This window comes from Paenibacillus piri (genome assembly GCF_004354045.1).
GTDB lineage: Bacteria > Bacillota > Bacilli > Paenibacillales > NBRC-103111 > Paenibacillus_S > Paenibacillus_S piri.
The window spans coordinates 157498-182321 of record NZ_SMRT01000004.1 but is presented as its reverse complement, the minus strand read 5'-3'; the positions used below and the strand labels follow the sequence as shown (position 1 = coordinate 182321).

Sequence of the window (24824 nt, the reverse complement as noted above, 5' to 3'; positions counted from 1 at the left end):
GAGCACGAACAGTATTTCCCGCCAGTCCTTTAAACTCTCGCCGCAGCACAACATGATCTTAATCTTCCAGCGTCCAACCCCAATACATGTTCCATGTAAATTCCAGTCCCTCCGAAAACACCGAACCAGAGCGCGCAGACAACCGACGGGATGATCAGCACGGCAATGACGAACTCTCTTACCGTTATTCCTTTGGAGACACGGGCGATGAAGGTTGCTACGAACGGCACCCATGCGATCCGCCACGCCCAATAAAAAATGGTCCAGGACCGAAGCCAGGCTGCATTTTGCCGGATGAAATTTATGCAGCCGCCGGAGCGGCAGCATCATACAGCGGGGCAGCCGCCGGGCAGACCGTTTCATGACGCCGCCGTTTCTATGATTATCTAAATATGTATATGCTAATCTTAAGCAAATTTGGATTTGCCCCGTCCCCGCTCCAAAATCATGATAGAATATGGGTACTAAAAAAGGGTTGTTCCGATGGGCGATGGGGGATTAGAATGCCTTATAAAAACAAGTTTTTCCGAAAGATCGTCGTGCTGGTGTTTATGCTGCTGCTTCCGGTTATTGTCATTTACAGCTATTCGTATCAAGTCAATGTCAGTGTCGTCAAAAGCGAAATTGAAAATTCCAGTATGGGCAATTTGAGATTTTTTCTGAGCCAGGTTGAAAATAATGTGGCCCAGCTGGCGCTGCATTCGGTTACGCTAACGAATGACAGCAGCATCAGGGAAATGATGAGGCTCGATAAAATGGATACGATATCCAGCGGAATCGAAGCGAAGAAACGAATTATGGAAAAGCTTATCCTGTACAGTACCTCAAGTCCTTGGCAAAACAATATGTCCGTCTACTCTCCGCTTTCCGGGGCGGTTCTTACGACCTATCCTTTAAGCCGTTATGAAATGCGGGATATCAAGATAGATAAGGTTACGCGTTGGTCGTATGGAGGGAAGGACGATACGCAGCCGGATGACCGCTTTACCTGGTATACGATCGATCCGCCAGCCGCAAGGAATGATCCGAGTTCCGCCAACTTGATCGTCGAGGTCAGCTTCAGCGTTGAAAATATTAAAATGATGCTCGATCAATATATGACCAGCAAGCAAGGCAATCCTTTTTTTTATGCTCCCGGATTGGAGCCGATCATAGGTCATAAAGGGAGCGTTGAAAAGGTACGCGAGTTGACCCAATATTTAAACTCGATGAATCTGAAGGAGCAGGTCAATCATGAACCGGTCAAAATCTCGGGTGAAAATTATATGCTCAGTTATGTCCCATCCGCAACCTTGGGGTGGTACCTGGTTGATTTTGTGCCGTTGGAAAAAGCGATTGCGCCGATCAATAAAAACCGCAACGCATTTTATACCGTCATTTCGATATTGCTTATATTGGGAATTGCAGTATCTTTCGTCATTTACCGGAATGTGCAGATCCCGATTTTGCAGCTGATGAATAACGTGCAGAAGCTGAAACGGGGAGATTATTCGGCCCGGCTGCTGAAAATGCCCAAAAATGAATTTTTCTTCTTATTTAACCGGTTTAATGAGATGGCCGGGCAAATTCAGGAGCTGATCGAAAATGTGTATTGGGAAAAAATACGTTCGCGCGAAGCGATCGTCAAACAGCTGCAATCGCAAATAAATCCGCATTTCTTCTATAATTGCCTGTTTTTTATTGTGAGCATGTCGCGGCTCGGCGATCAAAAAGCGGTCGAAGCGATGGCGACGAATCTCGGGGATTATTACCGCTATACGACCCGTACGGAAAATCAAACGACGACCTTGGCGGACGAACTCGGGTTAGTCCGTAATTATTTGACGATTCAACAGCTGCGGCAGCAGATAGAATACGAGATTCAGGTGCCCGAGTTTATGCAGAGCTTTCCGTTTTCCCGGCTATTGCTGCAGCCTCTGATCGAAAATGCGATTATCCACGGCATAGAACGGAAAAAGAACGTCGGCCGGATTGTCATTCGCGGCGAGCTCCAAGAGAAGGCGGCGCGTCTTATTGTCGAAGACAACGGTAAAGGAATGACGGATGCCGAGATGCAGGAGCTGGACAAGAAATTGCGGCAGCCGTTAACCGAAGAGATGGGCTGCGGCTTGTGGAATGTCAACCAGCGGCTGATTCATATATTTGGCAGCGAGTCGGGACTTGCTTTATCCCATTCGGAGCTGGGCGGAGTCAAAGCGGCATTATGCTGGAGAAAGGATGACAACGATAATGTATGAACTATTAATAGTAGATGATGAATCGTTTGTTGTAGAAAATTTAGCGAATACCTACGATTGGGAGCAATTGGGGATCGAAACGGTGCATACTGCTTTTTCGGCCAGCGAAGCGCTTGAGTTGCTGGAGATCCATAATATTCCTATCGTGATCAGCGATATCCGGATGCCGGAAATGGATGGTCTGGAGATGATCGATCGCATTAAATCCATTTCGCCGAAGACCAAGTGTGTACTGCTTTCGGGTTATTCCGACTTTAAATATGCACAGCAGGCGATCACCTCTCATGCCGAGGCTTATTTATTGAAGCCGGTGAAGGAAGATGAATTGTTGAGTACGGTCCGTTCGGTCATTGCCAAGATTGAATTGGAGTGGAACGAGATTGTCTCGCAGCAGCGCACGCTGTATACGTTGAACGAGCACCTTCCTCTGTTAAGGGGGGCTCTGCTTAATGATTTGCTGCAAGGAAAATATATCCCGCTGCCGACGCTCTCCAAAAAACTGGACATGCTGAACCTTCAGATCGGATTGGATCAATTATTTGCCATGATGTTTATCCGGCTGGAGCAAGGATTCGACCGGTATGACGACTACAGCCTGTCACTGCTCGAATACGGTATTGTCAATATCAGCGAGGAAATTTTCGGCAAGCAGTTTGAGCTGTGGCCCTGTAAAGATGTGAACGATAATCTGGTGTTTGTCATTACGAATAAAATCCGGGCTGGGGAAATGTCGAATGATGAGGATAAGCTGACCATCAAAATTTTGGAGAAATGCTCGCTGCAGCTTCAGGAGAGCGTCACCGCTTATTTGCAGGGCGGCATTTCCGTACTTATCAGCGAATGGGGGAAATTCCCCGAAGATCTGTATTCCTTTTATCAAAAATCGATGTCGGTAATCCGCAACCACCCGGATAATGTCCAGGGCTTCTTCATCAACTCGATTCAAACCGGTTCGAAGGAGGAGGTTCAGCCATTGCGCAGCATTCACGAACCTCCTTTGCTATGGAATTTATTGGAAGCCGGACGTTGGGAGGCTGCGGACCGAAAATTCGATCGCATCGTCGAGGAATTGCGCGGGAAAAAAGGTTATCTCCACGACTATATATATGAAGTGGCCATGATGGTAAGCTTCTCCGTCTCGCATACGATTCATAAGCAAGGCGGTCTTTTACAGCATATGACCGAGCTCAACCTGGTGACAGGCGTGGAGCATGAAGCGCTGCGAAGCGTCACCGGTCTGGAGAAATGGGGGCGGAATACGATTCAGGTGCTGAAAAACAGGACGATCAACGAAGCGAAAAACAGCCAGCGGTCGATCATACAAAAAATTAATCAATACGTTCAAATGAATCTGGAGCATGATGTTTCTCTCCAGAGCATCGCGGAGCACGTCTACTTGCATCCCGTATATGTTAGCAAAATATACAAATTGGAAGCAGGCGAAGGGATCAGCGAATATATATACCGGCTGCGGATGGAGAAAGCGGCGCATCTGTTAGCCGAGACGAACGAAAAAATCAATGAAATATCGAGAAAATCCGGTTATCAGAACCCGTCGCATTTTTCAAGAGTGTTCAAAAAATATTTCGCCATGACCCCCGACGAGTTCAGAGAACAGCATATTGATTAAAATTAGAACAGAAACATTTAAAGTAGGTTGTATGACAAAGCCACCCTATCGGATAGTATTGAATTACAAGCTTGGTTGTACCAATTGGTTCTATATAAAGAATGGATAGGGGGAGTTGAGACTGCATGAAAGCTGCTTTACAGCAAACGGATGTTCCGATTTCCGGAATAAAAGCAAAGAGAAAATGGAACTTGCGTAAAAATTGGCCGTTACATATTTTGGTGCTTCCCGCTTTTATTCTTGTATTTATTTTCCAATACGCTCCGCTTCCGGGGCTGGTCATGGCGTTTCAAAATTTCAAGCCTTACCTGGGGTTTATGAATTCTCCCTGGGTCGGAATGGAGCAGTTTAATAAGCTCATCGAGTTTCCGGAAACGAGGCAGGTCATTGTAAACACCTTTATCATTGCCAGTCTGAAAATCGTGTTTCATTTGATCGTACCTTTTGTATTCGCTTTGCTGCTCAACGAGGTCCGGGTAATCTGGTACAAGCGGGTAGTGCAAACGTTTGTCTATTTGCCTCACTTTTTATCCTGGGTCATCCTCGGCGGTATTCTGTTGGATATGCTTTCTACAGATGGCGGCCTGGTCAATAACATGCTGACCTCCGTATTCGGAATCGAGCCTGTTTTTTTCCTGGGGGACGGGAACTGGTTCCGTATTACCGTAATTGCGAGCGATATATGGAAAGACTTCGGTTTTGCCACGATCGTATTTTTGGCCGCATTGGCCGGTGTCGACCCGAGCTTGTACGAGGCGGCGACCATCGATGGGGCGAATCGTTTCCAGCAGGTTTTATATATTACCATACCCAGTTTGATTCCTATCGCAATTGTCGTAGGCACGCTGTCGCTTGGAAACATCTTAAATGCGGGATTTGATCAAATCTTTAACTTGTATAACCCGATGGTATATGAGAAAGGTGACATCATTGATACGTATGTTTATCGGGTAGGCTTGATTGCCGGGGATTTCGGTTTTGGAACGGCAGTGGGGATGTTTAAATCCGTGATCAGCTTCGTCCTGATCATTATTGCCTACCGATTGGCCTACCGGTTTGCGAATTACCGCATCTTTTGAAAGGAGAGACTCCAGTGCAGTTTGTTTCCGTGCCTTACCGCATTTTCAGTATCGTCAACTTGTTATTCATCGGATTGCTGTCTCTATTATGTATCGCCCCTTTAGTGCATATATTGGCGGTTTCGTTTAGCGGGGCGGCTCCGGCATCAGCCAATCTCGTATCGTTTTGGCCTATCGATTTCAATGTCGAGGCCTATGCGCAGACGCTGGGCAACGATAATTTTTCCCGCGCTCTCTGGAACGGGGTTGTTCGTACCGTCATCGGAACCGTCGTTTCCATGTTTCTTATGGTCATCGCGGCGTATGCGCTTTCCAAGGAAGAGTCGGATTTTCGGGGACGTACCTTTTACATGTGGTATTTCGTATTTACGATGCTTTTAAACGCGGGGCTTGTCCCGACCTACATCATCATTCAAAAGCTCGGTTTGATTAACTCCATCTGGGCGCTGATCTTGCCTCATGCAATCAATATATTTAATATGATATTGCTGATGAACTTCTTCAGAGTCGGCGTGCCCAAAGCGTTGGAAGAAGCTGCCCATATCGATGGAGCGGGGTACTTTCGTACGGTGTTCAGCATCTATTTGCCGATATCGCTGCCGGCCATCGCGACCATATCGTTATTTACGATGGTATGGCATTGGAATTCATGGTTCGACGGATTAATTTATATGACGGAGATGAAAAAATATCCGCTATCCACGTTTTTGCAGACGGTCATCGTCCAGCAGGATATGAACCAGTTGAATCTGGACCCTGCCGACCTGGAAATATTGTCGAACCGTACGGTAAAAGCTTCGCAAATTTTCATTGGGGCGCTTCCGATCCTGCTCGTGTATCCGTTTTTGCAGCGTTATTTTGTTAAAGGTATCGTCATGGGGTCGGTCAAGGAATAGCGATGAGGGTTTACATGGGTGCGATATATGCTCCATATGCGAATATTTATAATTTTATAGGGGGAAAAAAGAATGGAAACGAAGAAATTATGGAAAACAACTATGATGGCGTTATTCGCGTGCACCTTCGTATTTGCGTCCGCTTGCAGCAACAATTCGGCGGCGCCGTCCGGGGCAGCCTCCGGTGCCAAAAAGGAAGAAGAAAACAACGCGGTTGCCAAAGGCAAATATGATAATCCGATTACGTTAACGACAGTCGGACGCATTACACCATCCACGACGTTCAAAAATGGCGAAACGATGGAAGATAACGTGCATACCCGTTGGGCCAAGGATCGTTTGGGCATCAACCTGAAGTACCTGTGGACTGCCTCCACGCAAAATAAAGCATTTGAAACGCGTCTGCGGCTGGCGTTATCCGCCAACGAACCGATGCCGGACGTGATTGCCGTCGATAACATCCAGCTGGCGAATGATTTGATCGATTCCGGACAGTTTTTGGATGCAAAAAGCATGTGGGATAAATACGCATCCCCGACCTACAAAAAGGCGGTTAACGAGGACCCGACCATGTGGTATCCGTTCACCCGCAAGGATGGCGTTTATGCGATTCCGATTCCCGATTACGCCTGGAACAATGACACGGTATTATGGATCCGCCAGGATTGGCTGGATAAGCTCGGCTTGAAAGGCCCTGAAACGTTGGACGACCTTGAGAAAATTATGGATGCTTTCGTCAACCAGGATCCGGACGGCAACGGTAAAAAAGATACCTACGGCATTACGATGGCGTTGAAAGATTCGTTTAAATCGACTCAAAGCACCGCAAGCTTTGTATTTGGAGCTTACGGCACTATTCCGGAGCAATGGAACGACGCAGCAGACGGCACGCTGTCCTACGGCTCCATCAATCCGGGAAGCAAGCAAGCGTTACAGCGGCTTAGCGACTGGGTGAAGAAAGGCTTTGTTCCTAAGGAGGCCGGGTTGTTCGACGAATCGAAAGCTGCGGAGCTATTTACTTCCGGGCGGGCGGGGATGATCGCCGGACCTTATTGGATGGACAGAACGCCGCTTATTAATGTGAAGAAAAATGTGCCGACGGCGAATTTTAAAGCTTATCCGGTGCCGAAAGGTCCTGACGGAAAAGCGGGCCGAATCGGTACGCAAAACTTCAGCGGCGCCGTGCTCATTAACAAGAATGCCAAAAATCCGGAAGCCTTCTTCGTGTACCAAAACTATTTGTTTGAAAATTTCGCTTTAATGCAGAGCGACGAATTTAAATATCAATTTGCCGAAGGCTATGATTACGCTCTGAAAGACGGTAAAGTCAGCTACGATTCGAAGGATATTCCCGGCGGACGCGTCATCCCGCAAAAGTATACGATTGCATTCGAAGGAGCGCGCATTCCATCCTCGGCCATGGAATCTTTAGGAAACCTGGCTAAAGGCGGAGAACCGCGCAACAATTTCGAGAGAAAAGACAGCCTGTTCTCGGATGCGCTCAGATATCAAGGCGTAAGCGTCAATATTGACAGCAAAAGCTATTCGATGAGGGACAAATTTATCGGCATACCTACAAAAACAATGAAAACGAGATGGGAGAACTTAAGCACGAGCGAAGCGCAAACGTTCACCAAAATCGTATACGGCGATTTGCCGATCGATGAATTCGATAATTTTGTGAAGAAATGGAAATCGTCCGGCGGGGATGACATTACCAAAGAAGTGAATGAATGGTACTCCTCGGTCAAAAAGTAAAATCATACATTCATGGCATGGGTGAGAGAGCCATCGTTCTCCGCCCTTGCCCTATTAGGAGGGAGATTGTGGTAATGGGCGACAAAAAACAATGGTATCAAAAGCAGCTGCGCATTGTGCAGACGGTGCTGCGCGAGCCCGACGTCGTTAACTATGACGCAGAAGGCGTCGTTCGGTATATGGAAGAAGTTCATGCCAATTGCATCGTCATCAACGGGGGAGGCATTATCGATTTTTTCCGTCATGACCTGGCGACTGCGAATCCGAATTCCTTTATGACGAACGAGGATATTTTGAAGGATTTGACGGAAGCTTGCCACCGCAAAGGGATGAAAGTTATTGTACGCGTCGATTTTCGCGGCGTCGATAAGCGGATCTACGATTTGCATCCCGATTGGTTTGCGGTGAATGAAAAGGGCGAGCCGATGTTCTGGGCGAATCTTTCGAACATTCCGAACCCGTTGTATGCGCCTTGCTATTTAAGCTATTACCGCAATGAGCATGCCTTCCAATTTTCCGATATTTTATTTGAGCGGTACGGAATTGACGGCATATGGGAAAATGCGCCGTTTCAAAACGGCGTCTGCTACTGCGAAAGCTGCAGAGACAGCTATAGAAACGATAGGGGCAAGGAGCTGCCCCGCGGAGGAGAATTCAGCGACCGCAGCTATGATGAATACCGCGCCTGGAAGGCGGGCAATCTGAACCGGCATCTTGAAGATTACCGTGAGCGTGTCAAGCGACATGGCGACGATAAAATTTATTGCGCGGAAATTTTCGGACTGTTCTACGATCATTACAAAGGTACGAGCTCCGACCTGTACCAGGTTAAAGATCATTTCGATTTCCTGGTCACGCCGTTGTTCACGGCGAACCATGAGGCGCTGCATGCGCCGTCCACGCTGATGAAGTTTTTGAACGGTCTGGAGCCGGACAAAACGCCGGTCATGCTGTTCGGCCATTTGGGGACGAACAACGAGTTGCGGTATGTGTCTTCCTCGGCGGCGGAAACGCGAATCTGGATGTGGCAGGCCGTAAGCGCCGGCGGCTCGTTATGGAACTGCATATTTAACGGACAGCATCCCGGAGCGACCTATGACCGCAGAAATGCGCTGCTCAGCCAAGACGTTTACAGCTATATGGAGCAGTATGAGGAGTTGTTGAACGACCAGCAGCCTGCAGCCGACGTCAGTATCTACTACTCGCGCAACAGCAACAATATATTCAACAACGGCGACCGGACCAAAGACGCTTATATCACTCATTTAATCGGTTTGGAGCAAGCGCTGATCGCGAACAAACTCCAATACGACTTTGTGCTGGATCAAAATGCGACCGATGAAGCGTTGAGCAAGGTAAAATGTCTCGTTATTCCGAACGGCGCCTGCTTGTCGGACGAAGAAATCGAACGGATCAAACGGTATGTCTATAACGGCGGGCGCCTGTTGTCCACTTTCGAGACATCGCTCTATGATCCGGACGGCACGCCAAGGAATAATCTCGCTCTTGCCGACGTATTCGGCTGCTCGTTTACAGGAATTAAAAAGGATTGCTCGCAATACGGATATCAATACGTTCGCGGAAGCCACCCTATGACCAAAGGCTTTGAACAGACGCAGCTGCTTGCCAATTGGGGCGTCAATCTGCTTGTGAAGCCGAATGCGGGCGTGGAATGCCCGATCACCTACGTGCCGAAAATTTATCCGCAATCCCCGGAAAGAGCTTGGCCCAGAAGCTTTGAAACGGAATTTCCGACATGCGTCGTGAACCGGTATGGGAAAGGCACATCCGTTTATTTGCCTTATGGGGTGGATCGGCATGTCTGGATGCATGGACATCACGATTTCAAGACCGTACTTCGCAACGCGTTTCAATACTTGCTGGATGAACGGCAGCTGATCGAGTCAACGGCTCCGGCGAGCGTGCAGTTTCAGCTGAATCGGATCAAGCGCGAGCCGGGCTGCTACCTGCTTCACGCCATCAATACGACCTCCGCGCCAAGCCGGCCCGTTCAGGAAATTATCGCACTTCATAATCTGGAGGTTGAAGTTCGGCTTCAGGGCAGCGAAGCGGAGGCGTTGGAGATCTTACACGCCGATGGCGAAGTGAAATTGCTGGACGCCGCAGTTCAGGAGAACGGCCAAGTTAAGCTTCGCATTGGCATCAGCCGATTGAACGAATACTGCGGAATTTGCATTCGCATCAAGTAAGCGGCCGACGGTGGAGGAGGTTGCCGATTGTTCGTACTGCCGGACCCCGTCCGAAATAGGGATGGCTTATCGTGATTGAAGGATTATGGCCAGGGCTTACCCGGTCCTTGGAAGAACAGCTGCAAAAACCTGCGGAAGTGCGTAAAAGCGCTTCAGCAGGTTGTTCATTTTTTCGCTGCAAATTTTAATTTTAAGAGAGCGATTTTCGGTTCGGCAATCGACGTCCGCAAACCTCCTAATTTTGAATATGACGAATTTATATGTTGATCATGAGGTTCCCTTCGATGTTATGGGTGAAAAACGATTAAAATCAAATTTGGTGCGTTATACAGCCATAAAACTCATAGAGAAACAAACACTTCAAATTAATTTGTTTTATGTTATGATGTAAAATATGGATACAGAGGGGAGGCTGCATTTTCATAAACGTTAATGTCCGATTTGCCAACGAGAGCGTTCCGAAATTAATACTGTCTCTTGCAACACCCGCAATCGTCGCACAGCTCATAAATGCATTATACAATGTGGTCGACCGTATGTTTATCGGCAGAATGCCTGATACCGGCACGCTCGCTTTGACAGGTGTCGGCGTAGCCTTCCCGATTATTATGGCGATTTCAGCGTTCGCTGTTTTGCTCGGCTATGGCGGCGCTCCGCTTGCTTCCATTAGAATGGGGGAGGGAAGTCAGGAGAAGGCGGAGGAACTGTTGGGCAGTTGTTTTTTTATGCTGTTGATGGTTTCGGCGGTTTTGACCGCTATTCTGCTGATTTATAAAACCAAACTGCTAACCATATTCGGAGCAAGTCCCGACACCTTGCCGTTTGCCGACACTTATTTGGGCATCTATTCGTTGGGGACGTTCAGCGTCTTAATTTCACTGGGATTGAATCCGTTTATCGCAGCGCAAGGATATGCTAAGACGGCCATGATGACCGTATGCGTGGGAGCGGCGGTTAATACGATTCTCGATCCGATTTTCATTTTCGGGATGGATATGGGCGTCGCAGGCGCAGCGCTGGCTACCATTATTTCACAAATCATTTCGGCAGGCTGGGTCTTATGGTTTCTTACCTCAAAGCATACTCATCTGCGTCTGAGGCTGAAACATATTCGGATGAATGCCAAGGCAGCTGTCAGCGTGCTTGCATTGGGATTATCGCCATTCATTATGCAATCGACCGAAAGCCTGATTCAGATTGTATTCAATACTTCGCTGGCACGTTATGGCGGAGACCTGTACATAGGCGCAATGGGTATAATGAGCAGTCTCATGCAAATATTTACCTTACTGCTGCAGAGCTTTGCCCAAGGAGCGCAGCCGATTATCGGCTATAATTACGGATCGGGCGATTATGCCCGGGTTCAAGCGACGATTAAATATTGTACACTATTCTGTGCTATTTTCGGGATAGCGATGTGGAGTATCGTTGTTTTTGCTCCTCGGCTCCCGGTAATGATCTTCACCAATCAACCTGAGCTAGTCGCGTTGACGATGAAATTAATGCGGATATTTTTTCTCGGTACTTGTATTTACGGTCTTCAATTAGCGTTCCAGCAAGTTTTTATCGCTCTCGGCCAGACGAAGGTTTCGATTTTTATCGCAATATTACGCAAAATCATATTGCTCATTCCATTGGTGTACCTGCTTCCCGCATTTATGGATTCGCAAGCGGTTGGCGTCATTATTGCAGAGCCGATCGCAGATTTTTGTGCGGCAACGACCTGCTGTATTTTGTTCGGACTTAAAATAAAGCAGCTGCTTCGTAAGGAGGCCTCGCCGTTCGCGAAATGAATCGGAAATATGAGAATTCATTTTTTCAAAGTGCAGGTGCTATCCTGCTGCTGGGATCAACATTCATAAGCGAAACGAAAAGGGAGCAAAATGAATTCAACTATTAAAATAGTCAAGCAATCCCGGACATTTGGGGCGAAATGTAATGAAAGGCTTGGTGAATGCGCCAAGCCTTTTTAACTTGAGCAACCTTGACAAACGCTCACGTTCACTAAGGACGGCGAAGCCGTTTGTCCTTGCTTTGTAAAAAAAGCAGGCCCACGGATATGGGAGCCCGTACAGATTAATATTGTGGTATAACCTTGAAACTGTTGTATGTTTTTCCGTCTCAACCTGTATTACACTTTATATCAGGATATATATTCACATGAAGGGGGTTCAATAATCGAATGGTTAAGCGTTTACAAAAAAGGTGGGCCATCCCGCTGATCGCGGTGCTGGGCCTGGGCTCCATTGTCGCCTGCTCCAATGGATCGCCATCCGGCGGGCAAAAGCCGGCGGCGGAAAGTCCGAAATCAAGCAACGGCAAGTTTGATCCGCCAGTTACGATTACAACCGGCAGAGTACTTAGTCCAACGGTCAAATTCAAGCCGGGCGAAACGATCGAGGACAACGTCCATACCCGATGGATGAAAGACAATATGGGCATCATTGTGAAACATCAGTTTGTCGTCAACAACGATAACGATTTTGATGTAAAGATGCGGCTCCTCCTGGCCAGCAACGATCCGCTGCCCGACGCTTTCCAGCTATCCAACACGACGCTGATCGATGAGATGATCCAATCCGGCAAATTGCTGGCCGTCGACGATGCGATTGAAAAGTATGCCCCTCAGCGGATCAAAGATCTTTACGCGAAATATCCGGACGGCTTCAATATGTTTAAACGGAGCGGAAAAACGTATGGGATTCCTTTTTACGAGAGCTTAACAGGCGGAACGATTATGTGGGTGAGGCAGGATTGGCTCGAGAAGCTGAATTTGCCTCAGCCCAAAACGATCGGCGATATGGACAAGATTCTCGATGCATTTACGAATCAGGACCCTGACGGAAACGGTAAAAAGGACACGTTCGGTCTGGCCTTGTCCATGAAGGACAGGGTGAACGGCTCACGGGCAACGGCGGATTGGGTGTTCGGCGCCTACGGCAGCTTTATCCCGTTCCAATGGGGCAAGGATAAGGACGGCAAATTGGTATACGGCTCCATCCAGCCCTCGGTCAAGCAGGCGCTCGGCAAGCTGCGGGAATGGATGCAGAAAGGCTACATCGATCCGGAAGCGGGGCTGAAGGATGCCAACAAAGCTGCCGAAGCTTTCGTTAACGGTTCGGCGGGGCTGGTAGCAGGGGAATACTTCATGTACCCTGTGCCGCTGCTCGACACCCAGAAAAATAATCCAAAGGCCAACTTCCAGCCGATACCGCTGCCTGCCGGACCGGATGGCCAGATCGGTCGCAATGAGACCGCGATGGTCAAACGCGGCATGCTGTTCAACAAAGACTTCAAGCATATGGACGCCTGGTTCGCTTATTACAACACCATGTTCGGCTACCAATTTTTCGACAAGGATTCGCCGTTTTATACCGGCACGCACGACGGCTACGATTATGTCATGCAGGATGGCAAGCCGGTTTACTACGATTTCGAGAAAAACGGCGTGCCCAAGGACAAATGGCCGCTTCCGGACGGCAAAACGCCGATCGAAGCAAAAGCGTACGCATCCCTGATCGGGGGAACCAACCTGAACCGCCCGTATTCGTATGACGAAGGGATTATGAAATTCGCCAACGATCCGAAGGCCGCACCGGCCAATCCGATTGAAGACAGCATTAAGGACCGCGTTCCGGTCCATCAGTTTGCGGGTAAAGTACGGGTCGAACAAAACAAATACGACATCAAGGATGTATTCAAGGGAGCGCCGACCAAAACGATGCGCACCAAAAAGGAACTCCTGGAGAAAATGGAAAAGGAAACGTTCAGCCAGATCATTTACGGCAAGCTTCCGTTGGATGCCTTCGATAAATTCGTCAGCGACTGGAAATCGAACGGCGGCGATCAAATCACGCAGGAAGTCAACGAATGGTATCAATCTTTGCGCAAATAAGGAGGGGCGTATGGACAACACGCGAACGCTGGCGGCGAACGGGGCGGCTGCAGCAAGGCGAAGAACGGGAGCAGGCTCGTATTTCCGCAAAACATGGAGCTTGCATGTGCTGCTCCTTCCGGCGGCCGTCATCGTACTGATCTACAATTACATCCCGCTGCTCGGCGTCATTATCGCATTCAAGGAATACAAGCCGTGGCTCGGCATACTGAATTCGGAATGGGTCGGATGGGATCACTTCACTTATTTGTTCACCTATCCCGACAGCAAACAGGTCATTGTGAATACGATCGTCATTTCAAGCTTGAAAATGGCGTTCAATCTGGCTGTGCCCTTCGTATTTGCCTTGCTGTTGAACGAAGTGCGAAAAACCGCCTTCAAACGAACAATCCAGACATTGGTCTATTTGCCGCATTTTATTTCATGGGTCATCCTGGGGGGCATTTTGATCGATCTGCTTTCGGTCAACGGGATTGTCAATCAATTTTTAAGCCTGTTCGGCGTTCAACCGATCTTTTTTCTGGGAGATGGCAGCTGGTTCCGGTTTACGGTAGTCGTAAGCGACATTTGGAAAGATTTCGGCTTTCAAACGATTGTCTATTTGGCCGCATTGGCCGGTGTCAACCCGTCGCTTTACGAAGCCGCCGAAGTGGACGGCGCGAATCGCTGGCAGCAGACGGTTCATATTACCGTACCCGCTGTTTTACCGATCATGGCGGTGGTGGGGACGCTCGCGCTTGGCAAAGTATTGGACGCCGGCTTCGACCAAATTTTCAATCTGTATAACCCGCTGGTATACAGTAAAGGCGATATTATCGATACGTTCGTCTATCGCGTAGGGCTCGTCGGCGGACAATTCAGCTTCGCAACGGCGGTCGGTTTATTCAAATCCGTGATCGGCTTTATCCTTGTGGTGTTCGCATACCGGTTGGCTTATAAATTTGCGAATTACCGAATCTTTTAAGTGGATGTGAGCGAATATGCCCTACAAATCGAAGGCCTACCGTATTTTTGAAATATGCAATACGACGTTTTTATCGCTGCTTGCGGTGCTTTGCGTACTGCCTTTGATTCATGTCTTCTCGATATCGCTCAGTTCGAGTGCGGCCGCGATGGGGAACATCGTCACGTTCTGGCCGGTCGATCTGACCTTCGAGGCTTACATGGAAACGCTCGGCAACGATAATTTCATACGCTCGCTTTGGATCGGCGTGCAGCGAACCTTGCTCGGAACCTTGATTTCGATGACCGTCATTGTACTGGCCGCCTATTCGTTGGCCAAGGAAGAGGGCCGCTTCCGCGGCCGAACGGTCTATTCGTGGTTTTTCGTTTTTACGATGCTGTTTCATGCCGGACTCATTCCAACCTATTTGGTCGTGAAAGGAACGGGGCTGACCAACACGATCTGGGCGTTGGTCATTCCCGGAGCGGTGAGCGTCTGGAACCTCATTCTTATGCTTAACTTCTTTCGCGCGCTGCCCAAAGAGCTCGAGGAGGCGGCCCTGATCGACGGTGCCGGGCATTTTACGACGCTGTTCCGGATATTCATTCCGATATCATTGCCTGCGATGGCTACCATCTCGCTGTTTACGTTGGTGCACCATTGGAATTCATGGTTTGACGGCATGATCTACATGTCCGATGCGAGCCGTTATCCGTTGTCCACGTTTCTCCGTTCCATTATAGTCGCCGAGGATTTTACCAAGCTTGGCTTGACGGAGGACGATATTAAAAATATTTCGCCGCGTACGGTGAAAGCCTCGCAAATTTTTATCGGCGCGCTGCCCGTCCTGGCCGTGTACCCGTTTTTGCAGCGGTATTTTGTCAAAGGCATGGTGCTTGGTTCCGTAAAGGAATAAAAGGAATAATTTGAGCTTACAATTGAGGAGGAACGAATCATGAAACTGGTTTCAACGTATCCATTTAAACCTGACGATGCCGCTTGGATGAAGGAGAAAGGCATACAGCTCGTACCATTTCAAACGGAACAGGAGCTTATCGACTCCGGGGCGTATGCGGATGCGGAGGTGATCGTTGCCAACCACCGGACGCTGCAGCAAAGCTTTTTGGAAAAATGCCAATCGGTAAAATGGGTGCAGGTGCCCCATATCGGTATCGAACGACTGCCTATGGATTACTTGAAAAGCCGCGATGTGATCGTGATCAATGCCAGAGGCTCGCTAGGCGTGCCGATTGCGGAAGACATCATTACGAAGATGCTGATGCTGTCCCGTAAAAGCATGGAGCTGCACAAAAAACAGCTGGAGCGGTCCTGGGGAGGACTTCGCGGTGTCGTCAACCTTAGCGGGAAAACGCTCGCCGTCATCGGAACGGGGGATGTCGGAACGGAAACGGCGATTCGGGCCAGACCTTTCGGGATGAAGGTGCTGGGGATCAATACGGACGGTAGAGAGCTGCCCGAATTTGACGAGACGTATACGCTGGATCAATTAAATGAGGTAATTGGCCAAAGCGATTATATTGCGTTGACCTTGCCGTTAACCGACCAGACAGCCAATATGCTGGGTGAAGAGCAATTTAAGCGGATGAAGCCGAATGCGATCCTTATTAACATTTCGCGGGGCGCCTTAATCGACGAGGAAGTACTGCTCGACTGCTTGCGGAACAGGAAAATCGGCGGTGCCGGTCTGGACGTATTCGTCGAAGAATTCAAGCTGGGCAAGCTGCCTCCGGAAAGCCCGTTCTGGGAGCTGGACAATGTGCTTATTACACCGCACTGCGCCGGAGGGGGAGACGGGTTCGACCGACGGTTTACCCAAGGGTTCAAATACAATCTCGAGAAATATATGTCCGGCAGCCGCGATGACATGATCAATGTCCGCATTTACGGCAAGGGCTATTAAGTTGGAGGGGGAGAACGCCGTGGCCTGGTGGGACCGCAACAATTTGCGTCTGATTCAAAACAATCTCCGTGAAATCGACTGCAATCTGGACGTTGACCTGCTTATGAACGAGTTGAACCGCTTTTCGGCCAATGTCTTGATGATGAACGCCGGCGGCATCGTCGCTTTTTATCCGACCGTCCTTGAACACCAGTACCGTGCGGCCGGACAAACCAAGGATTTGCTGAAGGAAGCGATCGACAAGACGCATGCGAACGGCATGAAGTTCATTGCCCGGTTTGACTTCAGCAAGGCGCATGAATCGATTTTTCAACGGCATCCGGAGTGGTTTTACCGGTCGAAAGACGGGCAGGAAGTGAATTATTATGGTATTGTCCACACATGTCTGAACGGGTATTACCAACGGGAATATTCATTGAAAATCATCGATGAGGTCATTTCCAATTATGATGTCGACGGCATCTTTTTCAATATGTTCGGCTATCAGAATTGGGATTACAGCGGTAATTACTACGGGACATGCTTTTGCGACAACTGCAAGCTCCGGTTTATGGACATGTACGGACTGGATTTACCGGATAGCGAAGACACGGGCGATCCTGTATTCCGCGTTTATAAGGAGTTTCAGGATGTTACGACCAAGCAAATGCTGGACCGTATCCACGAGCTGGTCAAGAGCAAACCGCGGGAGATCGCCATCTCCACTTACAACGAGCATAAGGTGGATATTGTCCGCAAGGAATCGAACACCGCGATCACCCGGCCGCATCCGGTCTGGCTGTATTCCGCTTCGGAGAACGTGAAATCGCTGGAGGACACCTGGGACGACAAGCTGATCAGCAATTGCTGTATCAATGCCATCGATTTATTTTACCGGTTCACTGCGGTGTCGCATCATGAAATGAATCTGAGGCTCTACGAGGCTTTGGCGAGCGGCTCGGGACTTGATTTTTGCATTATCGGGGTGTTTGACGGGTACCCTGACCGGGCTAATTTTGCCGATGTCCAACGCATTTTCCGTTATCATGCCGACAATGAATGCTATTACGGACGCTTCCAATCGTTGGCGGACCTGGCGCTGATTAAGCCCGGAGGGACCCGCAAAACGGCATCCAAAGAATATTTAGGCATGTTTAAGGTGCTGAAGGAGCAGCATATCCAGTTCGACGTTATTCATGAGAATGACTTGCTTCGGCAGGAGAACAAGCTGCATCGTTACCGGATGATACTCATTCCCGATATTGCCGGGTTTCAAGCGGAACCACTCGCTTTATTCCGGCAGCTGCACGCGTCGGGGGTTCATCTGCTTGCGACAGGCCGGTCCTTCACGGCGGATGATGCAAACCGGGAGCTGCTGCGCGACATATTCAAGGTCATGTCTTACCGAGAAGACAAGGCTGTCCGCTCCGCCTATTTGGCAGCCGCCGAGAAACGTATTTTCAGTCGTTTTGCGGAGCGGGACTGGATCATGCTAGACGATTATTTCGGTCATGTCGAATTTGCTCCGGCATGCAGGGGCGTCCTGCGGTTTGTTACTCCTTCGACGTTCGGGCCGCCGGAACGCGCCTCCGGTCACCAGGTATCCGAATCGTTTGGCGCAGCCATACATCGAAGCGGCTCGTCGGGAGCGGCCGCCTATCTGCCCTGGAATCCCGGCGAGCACTATTACAAATACGGTTACGAGGATCATAAAAACGTGCTTCTGGATGTGATCGACCATGTAACCGAGGGCGGCTATGTGCTGACGGCCAAAGCGTCGCCCCAGGCTGAAATCATGCTCAACCGGATTGACGGACAAACCTGCATGCTGCATGTGGTCAACGTATCCGGCTTCAACGGCGTAACCTATCTCGAGCCGATACCGATGCACGATTTGGAAATTACTTTGCGGGGGATCGGCCCCTGCCGGCGGGCGGAGGAGCTGGCAAGCGGCCAGCCTGTGCAATTGGAGTCCCGGGAGGACGCTGTGACCGTCAAGCTGCCGGTATTGCAGCAATTCGCCGCTATCGTTTTACACCAATCATAGCGTCAGGAAACAAATGAATCCGATGAAGGGCGGTTAGCCAAATGGGAATCGATATTAACGACACAGCGGCTTTGACACAAGCGGATACGCAGCAGCTATTAGCTCAGCTCGGGCAGTGCGGAGACCTGTGCCGGCAAGGGTTGGATCAAGCGCAAGGGCTGCCTGTTTCAAGCTTGGGTCGGCCAATCGACGAAATTGTGCTCTGCAGCGTGGGGGGCGGGCCGGTTGCGGCATTGCGCCAAGTGAAATCCATGCTATCGGATACGGCGCGAGTTCCGGTCATATTGCATCAAGCTTACCATATGCCGGCCTATGTAGACGCCAACTCGCTCGTCTTTATCGTCAACTACTCCGGGGGGTCCGAGGAGATGGCGAGCGCCTGCCGTTCCGCGATCGAAGCGGGAGCCAATGTAGCTGCCATGACAGCCGGCGGCGTAATCGCCGATCTGGTTAAAGAGCGCGGAGGGTTATTCTTTCCGCTGCCTGCCGGCAAAATTCCGCGCTTGATCTCGACTAGCCATGTGCTCATTCCGCTGCTTGTTATTTTACATCGCATGGGCCTGATTCCGGACCCGGCATCCGATATTTCGGAGACGATCGCTTTGATGCCCATGCTTGCGTCATCCTACGGGCCCGCCTCAACGATCGAGAATAACCTGGCCAAGCAGCTTGCCGCCGAATGGCAGGGCCAAATTCCGATCGTCTACGGCACGCTGCCATTTACCGACAGCGCGGCTTACCGGTTGAAGTACCAGCTCGCCGAAAACGGGGGAAGGATGGCATTCGCCAACGCGATGTCCGCATTGCATCACGACGAAGCATACGGCTGGGACGAGGCGGGCATGGACCGCTTTCATGTGACGCTCATCTCGGATGCGGAGGATCACGAACGAATGAGCAGACGCATCGAAGCAACGGCCGAGGTGCTTGGGAGCCGCGCGGGCGCCGTGCACGTGGTGCGCTCCAGGGGAGAGAGCCGGCTGTCCCGGCTGTGCTCGCTTACCCATCTGTTTGATTATGCGACCGTTTATGACTCACTGCTCCGCGTAAATCCCGATAAGGGCAAGGCGTTGAACGAGTTTCGCGCCGCCTTTAACCGTTAGCCGACAGCTTCAGATGGCATGAGAAGACAAAAAGTCCCCCTTCCGCCCATCGCAAAATTGCGAGATGATAGGAACGTATACACGATTCCGATACATTCCACATGAAGGGGGCTTTTTATTATTGTCCAGACAGGTCAGTATTTTCACCAAAATTTTCGTGATGGTTTTGCTGCTCCTGATTCCCATCCTGATCTTGTATACGTATTCGAATCAGGTCAGTATGGGCGTCGTACGCGACGAAATCGAGAAGTCGAGCCTGAACCGGCTATCCTTTTTTCTGTCTCAGGTCGATTCGGCGGTGAATCAATTTTCCAAGCTTTCCTATACGTTAGGGAAGGAGCCGGAAGCCGTTAAGTTTCAGACGGTTCATCAGTCCTACGATTTGTTCGACTCGATTAAATTGCGGCAGACATTGAGCGAAAAAATCAAGCTGCAAAGCCTTTCCAACAGCTGGATTAACGAAATCACGATTTTTTCTCCGAGCATGGAACAATTCATTACAAGCAACCCTGCCGCAAAGTACAATTTGAACTATTTCCAGCAGTATTATTCGCCCATGTGGGGCTACCAAAAAAAAGTGACCGACTTCGGTCCCGAATATTTTTTCATCCGGCATTCGGCGGAGCCTTCGATCCTGTTTAACGATATCGCGCATGCCAATATGATCATAGAGGTCGCCTTCGCGGCCCGCAACATTCAGATCATGCTCGACCAATTTAAGAACGGCGGCAATGAGGAGCCGTTTTTTTATCACCCCGATTATGAACCCATCGTAACGTCAGGTACGGATAAGGAATTGGTCGGTCAGCTGATCAGCCGGTTGGATATGAAGGAATTGAGCGGGACCGGCAGCCGGACCATCGAATTGCGCAATCAGCAGTATGTGGTCAACTACGCGGAATCGGACACGCTGCATTGGATGCTGATTGATTTTTTGCCGTTGGAGGAAGTGCTCAACCCGATTACGACAAGCCGCAATTTGTTTTATACATGCTTTACGCTGTTTCTCGTTACGGGTATTTTGTCCGCTTACTTGCTGTACCGCAACGTGCAGGTACCGGTCCGGGAGCTGCTCAAGGCCGTCTATCAGCTGAAGCGCGGAAATTTCTCGGCACGGTTGGCGAAACGCACAAACAGCGAATTTACGATTCTGTTCAGCCATTTCAATTCGATGGCCGCGCAAATTCAAGAGCTGATCGAAAAGGTGTTCGTGGAGAGCATCCGCGTTCGCGACGCGACGTTGAAGCAGCTTCAATCGCAAATCAATCCGCATTTTTTGTATAATTGCCTGGCGTTTATTCAGAGCATGGCGCAGCTTGAGAATAAGGAAGCGATCATAGCCATGACGCAGCATCTCAGCAAATATTACCGGTATACGACCCGTCTGGAGGTTGAACAAACATCGCTTCGCAACGAGCTGGACGTTGTTGTTAACTATTTAAATATACATAAGCTGCAGCTTTGGCGGCTCGATTATGAGGTGATTGTGCCGGAAGCGATGATGGAGCTGGAAATTCCGAAGCTGATTTTGCAGCCAATCGTGGAGAATGCGATCGTTCACGGTATCGAGCAGAAGCTTGGGGCGGGGCTCATTCGAATCGAGGGCGAGCTGACAGACGAAGCCGCTATCCTGATCGTAGACGATAATGGGGCCGGTTCCAGCGAGCAGCTGACCGCACAGCTGAATGAGGATATGAACCAGCCGATGAACGAGCGCAAAGGCTTCGGGGTATGGAATGTGCATCAGAGACTGATCCAGCGCTTCGGCGCGAAATCGGGACTTGTGTTTTCCTCTTCTCCGCTCGGAGGACTTCGAGTTACGATCAAGATGGATAAACATCAAATCGAAAGGGGGAACACGGCTTATGTTTCATCTGTTGATCGTTGACGATCATCCTGCGCAAGTGGACAGCCTCGCTCATACTGTCTCATCCTTGGATGGAATCGGCATCTCCCGAATTTCCAAGGCTTATTCCGGTTATGAGGCATTGGAGCTCATAAGCATGCATCCGATCGATATCGTCATTACCGACATCCGCATGCCTGAAATGAACGGACTGCAGCTGATCGAAAAAGTGCGGTCTACCGCAACCCATCTGCCGCAATTCATCATCTTGTCCGGATATGCTGATTTTGAATACGCCAAGCAGGCGATAGAATATAGGATCACCCGCTATTTGATGAAGCCGGTCGACACCGGGGAGCTGCGGGAAATTTTGATAAGCAGCATCGAAGAGCTGAACGCGGAGCGGCAGAGGAAGCATCAATTCCATCAGTCCATTTACACGCTTCGCGAAAATTACCCGTTATTGCGCGGAAGCTTGCTGCAGGAGCTCGTCGAGGGTCGCTCCATCTCCAGAGAAGCGATGGTGTCCAAGCTGGAGCGGCTGGAGCTATCGTTTCAATTTGGAGACGCGGTTATCATGATGCTCATTCGCCCGGAGGATGGTCTTATAGATGGCAGCATGCGCCCTGAGCTTTCATTAATGGAATATGCGGTAACGAACCTGACCGAAGACATTTTCGGTTCCTCCTTTTACCTGTGGAGCTTTAAGGATGTGCACGGTTATTTGGTGTATATTCTAAAACGCAAGCTGAATCCGGATCTGGTGACGGTCTGCAGCGATGGAGGGGATTTGCAGCTGAAGCAGCTGGAAAACGCCGCAGTGACGCTTAAGCTGGATGTCCGCCGCTTCTTGAAAGGAAGCATCTCCATACTTTTGATCCCCCAATGGGTATCGTTTCCGGGCGGGCTTCCGTCCACGTATCAGTTTGGCATCAGCGTCATGCGGCGGCGGATCGGCGAAGACAAACCATTTTACGTTGCGGCGAACGACGATATGGAGTCTCCCTCCGTTCATGCTCTCCGCACCTTGTATGAGCCTCCGATGCTCCACCACCTGATGGACGCCGGAAAATGGGAGCACGTCGAGCAGCGGGTGAAGCTCATTTTTGAGGAGCTGTCCGATAAATGGCGCGATTCCCCGGAAATATTGAACGAGGCTTTTTACGGCTTTGCGGGCGCTTTTAATTATATTTCCCACCGGAACGGGAAACGGCTTAGCGATATCGTCAGTAAGGACGCGATGCAGCCGAATCGTACGAATCCGTTTCATACGCTGCAGCAGCTTGAACGATGGGTGCGATATGTTCTGGAAATTATCCGGGACGATTTGAATCCTTGCACCCACGATTCAAGGCGTTATGCCATCGATCGTGTCACCGATTATATTCATCAACATCTGGATCAGGACTTGTCGCTGCAAACCATTGCCGACCGGGTCGGTCTGCATCCCGTTTATTTGTCAAAGCTGTTCAAGTCGGAGACGGGAGAAGGGTTCAGCGACTATATATTAAAATGCAGGATGGAGAGAGCGGCGGCACTGCTCAAGGACAATAAACTGAAGGTATACCATATTGCCAATCTGCTCGGCTACCAAACCTCCCACTACTTTATCAAAGTATTTAAAAAATTTTACGGCTTAACTCCGCAGGAGTTCAAGTGCAGACATTACAACGGCATCATCATGGGTTAAACTGCCGCCGGTTGCAGGATAAGGACAGAAAATCCGCAGCATGGCGAGCTGAGAGAAGCGCACGATTAACCTTATAATGATTAATCACATTATTTCCCGATTTGTTCTGGAGTTTTGCCGAAATTACAGTGGCTATTGAGATGCATCGGCAATCATTCGGGAATAAAACGTATCAGCCATCCATGCCGCATCAGCGTCATGGATGGCTGATCTTATTTTTCAGAAGCTAACGGTACAATTAATAAAAGCCGAACAATCCACTGCTGATGAGTGATAGACTGTTACATAAAGTTATGATCGGATACTTGATTCCGAGCGTCAGGCGCGATCGCGAGGGCGCGTCGGCTCTGAGACTTGGTCGTGGGAATATCCCAGGAGACGCGTCTCAAGGGCGTTGGCAGCGGCACGGGGGCCACCTGCCGACGTGAATCCGGCGGCAACGCGGCGGGCGCCTTCGCTGCACGCAATCGCCTCGCGCACCTTGACGCGCAGACGGCCTGCGCTTAGTCGGCCGGCAGGCAGCCGTGAGCCCGCTCGGGCGACCTCAACGCGCCGGGCTACCTCGAGCTGGTCGCGCCCGAAAGGCACTGCGCACACAGGCACGCCGTGAGTCAGCGCTTTCTGGGTGGCCCCCATACCGCCATGAGTGATCGCACAAGCGGTACGGCCAAGCACTGGGCCGTGGGGAAGAAACGGCAGCAGGCTGGCGTTGGCTGATGCTCGGAAAGCGGACGGATTATGAGAGGGGAGCGTCGCAATGACGTGGAAGTCCTCATCCGCAAGAGCTTTTAGAGCCGTCTCGACAAGACGACCGTCGTCCTGGAACTCTGAAGATGTAGTGACGAGCACGATCGGTCTTTTGATCTCGTCGAGCCATTCAGGCAGATGGACAGGAGGGTCCCAAGAACAGGGGCCGACCATAACGATGTTTTGCGGCCAGTCGGAGCGTTTGTACTCAAACGGCTCAGCGGTGAAGTAGAGTACGAGCGGCGGACTGCCGAACATGTCGTCCGAGCTGAGCAGCGGCAGAAGCCCAAGACCTGCACGCACCGCGTTGAGCGGAGGCAGCATGATGCGCTCAAAAGTACCGACAAACAATGGCCGAAGAACGAGATCACGCATCCTGCCCAGAGGTCCGCGAGCGGGTGGAAGTCCAGGACCGAACGGAGGGGCGTCGCGTGAGGTCAACGCGATCGGATATGGGCAAAATGTCGCCCAGGGACCGCCCCATGCCTCCGCAGCCGCGACCGCACCCCAGCAGTTAACGTCGACGATTACTGCATCGGGACGGGTTTCGGCGATCGCCTGCCGTAGATCGGGGGCGTCAAATTGTGCACGTGCACAGAACACGCGGACAGAGCTTTGCAGCGCACTGCGGGCCGTGCGCGCCTTAAAATCGTCGTGAGCCATTTCCTCGATTCTGCAGTCGATCGGTGCGGAGTCAAAGCCGTGCGATCGTGCAAGTTCCACCTGCGAAGCGAGTGTGCGCAGCATGACATCGTGACCGCGATGACGCAACTCGTCCAGGATCGGAATCAGCGGAAACAGGTGGCCGCGTGCAGGCGATGTATAAGCAAGGATACGAGCCAT

16 protein-coding genes and 1 pseudogene are annotated in these 24824 nt (G+C 50.3%); 15 read left to right on the top strand and 2 right to left on the bottom strand.

Features of this window, described 5'->3' with window-relative positions:
• Nucleotides 1–89: 89 nt before the first annotated feature.
• A pseudogene (locus tag E1757_RS11260) lies at nucleotides 90–290 on the bottom strand (BCCT family transporter); the annotation flags it as partial.
• A 213-nt stretch (nucleotides 291–503) separates the two neighbouring features.
• Here E1757_RS11260 and E1757_RS11255 point away from each other — a divergent pair.
• The 15 genes from E1757_RS11255 to E1757_RS11185 all read left to right on the top strand — a co-directional run bounded on the left by E1757_RS11255 (nucleotide 504) and on the right by E1757_RS11185 (nucleotide 23234).
• Complete coding sequence (locus tag E1757_RS11255; RefSeq protein ID WP_165972078.1) at nucleotides 504–2237, top strand: sensor histidine kinase; 1734 nt, start codon at nucleotides 504–506, stop codon at nucleotides 2235–2237.
• Entirely contained in the window at nucleotides 2230–3867 is a 1638-nt protein-coding gene (locus E1757_RS11250; RefSeq protein WP_165972077.1) for a response regulator transcription factor, read from the top strand. Before E1757_RS11255 ends, E1757_RS11250 begins: the two co-directional genes overlap by 8 nt.
• 125 nt (nucleotides 3868–3992) lie before the next feature.
• Complete coding sequence (locus tag E1757_RS11245) at nucleotides 3993–4946, top strand: ABC transporter permease (protein ID WP_133227826.1); 954 nt, start codon at nucleotides 3993–3995, stop codon at nucleotides 4944–4946.
• A 14-nt stretch (nucleotides 4947–4960) separates the two neighbouring features.
• Nucleotides 4961–5842 (top strand): carbohydrate ABC transporter permease, encoded by an 882-nt coding sequence (locus E1757_RS11240; RefSeq protein WP_133227824.1) that lies wholly within the window; start codon nucleotides 4961–4963, stop codon nucleotides 5840–5842.
• A 72-nt stretch (nucleotides 5843–5914) separates the two neighbouring features.
• Nucleotides 5915–7600: an extracellular solute-binding protein gene (locus E1757_RS11235; RefSeq protein WP_133227822.1), complete on the top strand. Its 1686-nt coding sequence runs from the start codon at nucleotides 5915–5917 to the stop codon at nucleotides 7598–7600.
• 74 nt (nucleotides 7601–7674) lie between these two features.
• Nucleotides 7675–9810 (top strand): alpha-amylase family protein, encoded by a 2136-nt coding sequence (locus tag E1757_RS11230; protein WP_165972076.1) that lies wholly within the window; start codon nucleotides 7675–7677, stop codon nucleotides 9808–9810.
• Between the two features lie 392 nt (nucleotides 9811–10202).
• Nucleotides 10203–11603, top strand: coding sequence for an MATE family efflux transporter (locus E1757_RS11225; protein WP_342774565.1), 1401 nt, complete (start codon nucleotides 10203–10205; stop codon nucleotides 11601–11603).
• A 389-nt stretch (nucleotides 11604–11992) separates the two neighbouring features.
• Entirely contained in the window at nucleotides 11993–13705 is a 1713-nt protein-coding gene (locus E1757_RS11220; protein ID WP_133227816.1) for an extracellular solute-binding protein, read from the top strand.
• Nucleotides 13706–13715: 10 nt separating this feature from the next.
• Nucleotides 13716–14669 (top strand): ABC transporter permease, encoded by a 954-nt coding sequence (locus tag E1757_RS11215; RefSeq protein ID WP_133227814.1) that lies wholly within the window; start codon nucleotides 13716–13718, stop codon nucleotides 14667–14669.
• A gap of 16 nt (nucleotides 14670–14685) precedes the next feature.
• Complete coding sequence (locus E1757_RS11210; RefSeq protein ID WP_133227812.1) at nucleotides 14686–15564, top strand: carbohydrate ABC transporter permease; 879 nt, start codon at nucleotides 14686–14688, stop codon at nucleotides 15562–15564.
• Between the two features lie 39 nt (nucleotides 15565–15603).
• Nucleotides 15604–16569, top strand: a complete 966-nt coding sequence (locus E1757_RS11205; protein WP_133227810.1) for a D-2-hydroxyacid dehydrogenase — start codon at nucleotides 15604–15606, stop codon at nucleotides 16567–16569.
• 19 nt (nucleotides 16570–16588) lie between these two features.
• On the top strand, nucleotides 16589–18595 hold the full coding sequence (locus E1757_RS11200; protein ID WP_133227808.1) for an alpha-amylase family protein: 2007 nt from the start codon (nucleotides 16589–16591) through the stop codon (nucleotides 18593–18595).
• Between the two features lie 41 nt (nucleotides 18596–18636).
• The gene (locus tag E1757_RS11195; RefSeq protein WP_133227806.1) at nucleotides 18637–19698 is read left to right on the top strand and encodes an SIS domain-containing protein; all 1062 of its coding nucleotides are present in this window, start codon (nucleotides 18637–18639) and stop codon (nucleotides 19696–19698) included.
• Between the two features lie 121 nt (nucleotides 19699–19819).
• Nucleotides 19820–21586, top strand: coding sequence for a sensor histidine kinase (locus tag E1757_RS11190; protein WP_165972075.1), 1767 nt, complete (start codon nucleotides 19820–19822; stop codon nucleotides 21584–21586).
• Nucleotides 21564–23234 carry a response regulator gene (locus E1757_RS11185; protein WP_133227802.1) on the top strand — a complete coding sequence of 557 codons (1671 nt, stop codon included), beginning with the start codon at nucleotides 21564–21566 and terminating at the stop codon, nucleotides 23232–23234. Before E1757_RS11190 ends, E1757_RS11185 begins: the two co-directional genes overlap by 23 nt.
• 318 nt (nucleotides 23235–23552) lie before the next feature.
• On the opposite strand, the gene E1757_RS11180 is transcribed toward E1757_RS11185, so the two are convergent.
• Nucleotides 23553–24824: a glycosyltransferase gene (locus E1757_RS11180; protein WP_133227800.1), complete on the bottom strand. Its 1272-nt coding sequence runs from the start codon at nucleotides 24822–24824 to the stop codon at nucleotides 23553–23555.

What these genes read in the sequence shown, in the direction of transcription:
- E1757_RS11255 (WP_165972078.1), top strand. Translation starts at nt 504, where the DNA reads ATGCCTTATAAAAACAAGTTTTTCCGAAAGATCGTCGTGCTGGTGTTT.
- E1757_RS11250 (WP_165972077.1), top strand. Translation starts at nt 2,230, where the DNA reads ATGTATGAACTATTAATAGTAGATGATGAATCGTTTGTTGTAGAAAAT.
- E1757_RS11245 (WP_133227826.1), top strand. Translation starts at nt 3,993, where the DNA reads ATGAAAGCTGCTTTACAGCAAACGGATGTTCCGATTTCCGGAATAAAA.
- E1757_RS11235 (WP_133227822.1), top strand. Translation starts at nt 5,915, where the DNA reads ATGGAAACGAAGAAATTATGGAAAACAACTATGATGGCGTTATTCGCG.
- E1757_RS11230 (WP_165972076.1), top strand. Translation starts at nt 7,675, where the DNA reads ATGGGCGACAAAAAACAATGGTATCAAAAGCAGCTGCGCATTGTGCAG.
- E1757_RS11220 (WP_133227816.1), top strand. Translation starts at nt 11,993, where the DNA reads ATGGTTAAGCGTTTACAAAAAAGGTGGGCCATCCCGCTGATCGCGGTG.
- E1757_RS11215 (WP_133227814.1), top strand. Translation starts at nt 13,716, where the DNA reads ATGGACAACACGCGAACGCTGGCGGCGAACGGGGCGGCTGCAGCAAGG.
- E1757_RS11210 (WP_133227812.1), top strand. Translation starts at nt 14,686, where the DNA reads ATGCCCTACAAATCGAAGGCCTACCGTATTTTTGAAATATGCAATACG.
- E1757_RS11205 (WP_133227810.1), top strand. Translation starts at nt 15,604, where the DNA reads ATGAAACTGGTTTCAACGTATCCATTTAAACCTGACGATGCCGCTTGG.
- E1757_RS11195 (WP_133227806.1), top strand. Translation starts at nt 18,637, where the DNA reads ATGGGAATCGATATTAACGACACAGCGGCTTTGACACAAGCGGATACG.
- E1757_RS11185 (WP_133227802.1), top strand. Translation starts at nt 21,564, where the DNA reads ATGTTTCATCTGTTGATCGTTGACGATCATCCTGCGCAAGTGGACAGC.
- E1757_RS11180 (WP_133227800.1), bottom strand. Translation starts at nt 24,824, where the DNA reads ATGGCTCGTATCCTTGCTTATACATCGCCTGCACGCGGCCACCTGTTT.